This is a genomic window from Rhodoblastus sp. (assembly GCF_041915505.1).
Taxonomy (GTDB): Bacteria; Pseudomonadota; Alphaproteobacteria; order Rhizobiales; family Beijerinckiaceae; genus Rhodoblastus.
In genome coordinates this window covers 1-4,482 of the sequence record NZ_JAYSBG010000291.1, presented here as the reverse complement: position 1 = coordinate 4,482, position 4,482 = coordinate 1, and the positions used below count along the sequence as shown (strand labels likewise).

At 64.6% G+C, this 4,482-nt stretch carries 2 protein-coding genes and 1 pseudogene; 1 reads left to right on the top strand and 2 read right to left on the bottom strand.

The window, feature by feature from the left end; genetic code table 11:
* Positions 1–286: pseudogene (locus tag ACE3S9_RS15375) on the top strand (hypothetical protein); the annotation flags it as partial.
* Between the two features lie 248 nt (positions 287–534).
* Here ACE3S9_RS15375 and ACE3S9_RS15370 read toward each other — a convergent pair.
* Positions 535–3,666 (bottom strand): efflux RND transporter permease subunit, encoded by a 3,132-nt coding sequence (locus ACE3S9_RS15370; RefSeq protein ID WP_374547358.1) that lies wholly within the window; start codon positions 3,664–3,666, stop codon positions 535–537.
* Positions 3,666–4,482 (bottom strand): efflux RND transporter periplasmic adaptor subunit (locus ACE3S9_RS15365; protein WP_374547357.1); only part of this gene is annotated, 817 nt, incomplete at its 5' end. The genes ACE3S9_RS15365 and ACE3S9_RS15370, both read right to left, overlap by 1 nt.

Here is a 4,482-nt window from a genome sequence, read left to right as displayed (position 1 = left end):
CCGGGCCATGGGATTCCTCCCTCGCAATCACGCTCGTAGACTCGCACGAGCGTGGCCGTTTGGGAATCCCAGCCGAATCCGAATTCACAGAACTTGCTCTAAATGCACGCGCAAGGACACTTTCGCCTTCAGCTCCTGGGTCTACCGCCAGCGAAACCTCGTCGAGCGCTTCTTCAACAAGCTCAAGCACTTGCGCGGCATCGCTACCCGCTACGACAAGAATCCGCTCAACTTCCTCGCCGCCATCAAACTCGCGGCGGCGCGCATCTGGATCAAATCGTTATGAGTCTGCGGCCTAGCGGCGCGATTACAACGAAAACCGCCCGCACTCTCGGCTCGGATGGCGCACGCCGACCGAGTTCGCCGAGACGTTCCCGCGGCGTGGGCCGGCGCTGCGCAAAGCCGATGGCTTCGAGCCGGCCCACAGCATTCACCACGCCCAGGAGGGCAATACCAACCGTCAGAGCGAACTCAGAGCTGGATAAAAGTTGGAGGCAACGTCAGCGCGAAACCAGGGTCTGTTCCAAGCGGAAATCAACAACGAGAGCCATATTCGGCAGATGTTGCTGTTCGCAGATCCGTTCGCCCGCCCAAAGAGGATTCCGCACGGACGCCGTCCGCCGCTGGTTTGATCCGGAACCAGGCTGCATAAAGCGCAGGAAGGAACAGCAGGATCAGCACCGTGCCGGCCGCCGTGCCGCCGATCAGCGTATAGGCCATCGATCCCCAGAAGACGGAGTGCGTGAGGGGAATGAAGGCGAGCACGGCGGCAAGCGCGGTCAGGACCACGGGCCGCGTGCGTTGCACGGTGGCCTCGATGACGGCGTGATAGTCGTCCAGCCCGGCGGCGCGGTTCTCCTTGATTTGTTCGGTCAGGATCAGCGTATTGCGCATCAGGATGCCAGCCAGTCCGATCAGGCCCAGAATGGCGTTGAATCCAAAGGGCTGGTTGAAGGCGAGCAGCGCCGGCACGACGCCGACGAGGCCGAGCGGCGCCGTCAGCAAGACCATGGCCATCATCGAGAAGGAGCGCACCTGCAGCATGATGATGATCAGCGTGGCGGCGATCATGGCCGGGAAGATTTTGCCCAACGCGGCGTTGGCCTTGGCCGCCTCCTCGATCGATCCGCCCATTTCGATTCGGTAGCCGGCCGGGAGGGATGCGATCAGCGGCTGAAGGGCCGTCATGATCTGCTTGGAAACCTCCGGGGGCTGGGTCGCCTCATTGAGGTCCGAGCGGACAGTGATGGCGGGCGTGCGATCGCGGCGCTTCAGGATCGGTTCTTCCAGACGGATTTCCGAATGACCGATCTGGTCGAGTGGAACCTGACGGCCGTCCCGGCTCATCAGCGAGAAATCCGCCAGATGCGCCGGATCCAGCCGCTCGCCTCCTGCGCTGCGCGCCACGATGGGGACATTGCGGATGTCCTCGCGGACCTGCGTGACGGCGACGCCGGTGAGCAGGAACTGGAGCTGCTGGCCCACCTGCGCCGGTGAGAGGCCGATGAGGTTCAGTCGATCCTGATCCGGGATGAAGCGGAGCACGGGCGTGCGATTCCCCCAGTCGCGGTTTGCCTCCCGCACGTCGGGGACGGTCCGCATGATGTCGAGCGCCTTTTCGGAAATGCTGTAGAGTTGCGCGGGATCGGGTCCCATGATCCGGAACTCGACCGGGAAGACCGAAGGGGGACCGAACACGAACTGTGTGACGCGCACATAGGCCTCCGGCGCGAGTCCCTGGGCCACCGCCTGCCGAAGCCGGTGCTTCAGATGCTCGCGCGCCTCGGCATCCGGTGTCAGCGCGACGATCTTGGCGAAAGCGGGGTCAGGCAGCTCCGGGGCCATCGCCAAGAAGAAGCGGGGCGCGCCCTGGCCGACATAACTCGTGACGATGCTGACCTCCGGCTGGTCGCGTAGCCAGCGTTCGAGTTTCTCGACAGCAGCGGTCGTCGTCTCGATGCTGGCGCCTTCCGGCAGACGAACCTCCACCAGCACTTCGGGACGGTCGGACGTCGGGAAGAACTGCTGTTTGACGCCGCCCATGCCCACGACGGCAAGCGAGAAAGCCATGGCGACGACGCCGCTGACCAGGAACTTGTGGCGCACGGCGAAGGTGATGAGCCCTCGCAGGCGCCGATAGTTCGGCGTGTCGTAAATTGCGTGGTGGCCGCCCTCGATCGGTTTGATCGCGGGCAGCATCTTCACGCCCAGATAGGGCGTGAAGACCACCGCGACGATCCAGGAGACGATGAGCGCGAAGCCCACGACCCAGAAGATGTTGCCGGCGTATTCGCCGGCCGTCGAGGGCGCGAAGCCGACCGGCAGGAATCCGGCGATCGTCACGAGCGTGCCCGACAGCATCGGCGCCGCGGTGTGGCTCCAGGCATAGGCCGCCGCCTTGATGCGGTCCATGCCCTCTTCCATTTTCACCACCATCACCTCGATAGCGATGATCGCGTCATCCACGAGAAGACCAAGCGCCAGGATCAAGGCGCCGAGCGTGATGCGGTCGAAGAAGCGGCCGGTTTCCAGCAAGATGAGGAACACGACGGCGAGCGTCAGGGGGACGGCGGCCGCCACGACGATTCCGACGCGCCAGCCGAGGCTGAGCAGGCTCACCAGCAGCACCACGCCGAGCGCCATCGCGAATTTCATCATGAATTCATTGACTGCCGAGTCGATGTTCACGGCCTGATCGGTCACCTTGTCGAGCGTCATCCCGAGCGGCAGGGTCTGTGCGATCTCCGCGGCCCTTTCCTTGAGCGCCGTGCCGAGCGCGAGACCGTTCCAGCCCTCCTGCATCACCACCGCGAGCATGATGGTCGGCTCACCCTGGTTTCGGATGAGGTAGGTGGGAGGATCCTCGTAGCCGCGCCGGACCTCGGCGATGTCGGAGAGCTTCAGCGTCTTTCCCGCGGCGACGATCGGCGTGTCGGCGATCGTCTGGACGCTGTCATAGGCGCCATCGACCCGGATGAAGACCTGCGGCCCCCGAGTGTCGATCGAGCCTGCCGGCGTGACCGTGTTCTGCCGCTGCAAGGCGGCGACAATGTCCTGCGCCGACACGCCGAGGGTCGCCAGTTTGGCAAAGGAGAACTCGACGAATATCTGTTCCGGACGCTCGCCGAGGATGTTGATCTTCTTGACGCCAGGCACATGCAGCAGGTTCTGGCGAATCGCCTCGGCCTGCCTGGCCAGCTCACGCATTGGCATGCCCTTGGCCTTGAGCGCATAAAGGGCGAAGCTCACATCCGAATATTCGTCGTTGACGAAGGGGCCGAGCACGCCGGAGGGCAGGTTGCGGGCTTCATCCGCGAGCTTCTTGCGAGCCTGGTAGAACTCCTCCTGCACGACAGACGGAGGCGTGCTGTCCTTCAGCGTCACCGTCATATAGGCATAGCCAGGCCGCGTCGTTGTCTCCACCCGATCGTACCAGGTCAGCTCCTGAATGCGCTTCTCCAGGGGTTCGGCGACCTGGTCCTGCATCTCGCGCGCCGTCGCGCCCGGCCAGACCGTCGTGACCGTCAGGGTCTTGATGGTGAAGTTCGGGTCCTCGGCGCGGCCGAGCAAGAGAAAGGCATAGGCGCCGGCGGCCGCCAGCAGGAGGATGAAGAACAGGGTGACGGCCCGTTCGCGGACGGCGAGCGCGGAAAGATTGAGGCTCATCAGTTCCCCCTGCTTTCGGACGCAGTCCTGACGCGGGCGCCCTCATGAAGGAGATGTGCGCCGAGCGAAACAACCGGTTCGTCAGAGTTCAGCCCGGTGATCACGGCCGCTTCGCCGCTCATCCGAACAAGCTTCACGGGCCGAAAACTTACGGTCGAAGTGGCGTCGTTCACGACCCAAACGCCGGTCTTCCTGCCGTCGTCGAGCAAGGCGCCAAGCGGAACCTGAACCTCCGGCTCGCGCGCCTGGCTCGCCAGTCGAACAGTGACCGTCGCGCCGAGCGGCGCCGCCGCGGCGTCGCCGTCGAGCACATAGCGGGCTTCATAGGTGCGGGTTTGGGGATCGGCCGAATCCGACAACTGCCGAAGACGCGCGCCATAGCGACGCTCGTTGCTTCCATACACGCTGGCCGCAGCTGACGAACCGATCGCCGGCCGGATCGTTTCAGGAAGCGCGACAACCGCCTCGCGTGAGCCGGCCTGGGCGAGCCGAACCACGGTCTGGCCAGCGGAGACCACCTGTCCCGGTTCGCCAAGCGTCTCGACAACCGTTCCATCCGCGTCCGCCGCCAGGACCGAATAGGCGGCTTCGTTCTCGGCGACCCGCGCGTCGGCTTCGGCGGCGGCGAGTTGCGCCTCGGCAGTGTCCGAAGCGGCCTTCGCCTGATCATAGCGCTGGCGGGAGACCCATCCCTTATTGAGCAAACTGCCGTATCGGCGTTCATCCGCCGCCAACTGAACGAGGGATGCGCGCGCCGCGGCGACGGCGTTACGCTTCGCCGTCAGCGCAAGGCGAAGGTCGGTCTCGTCGATTCGC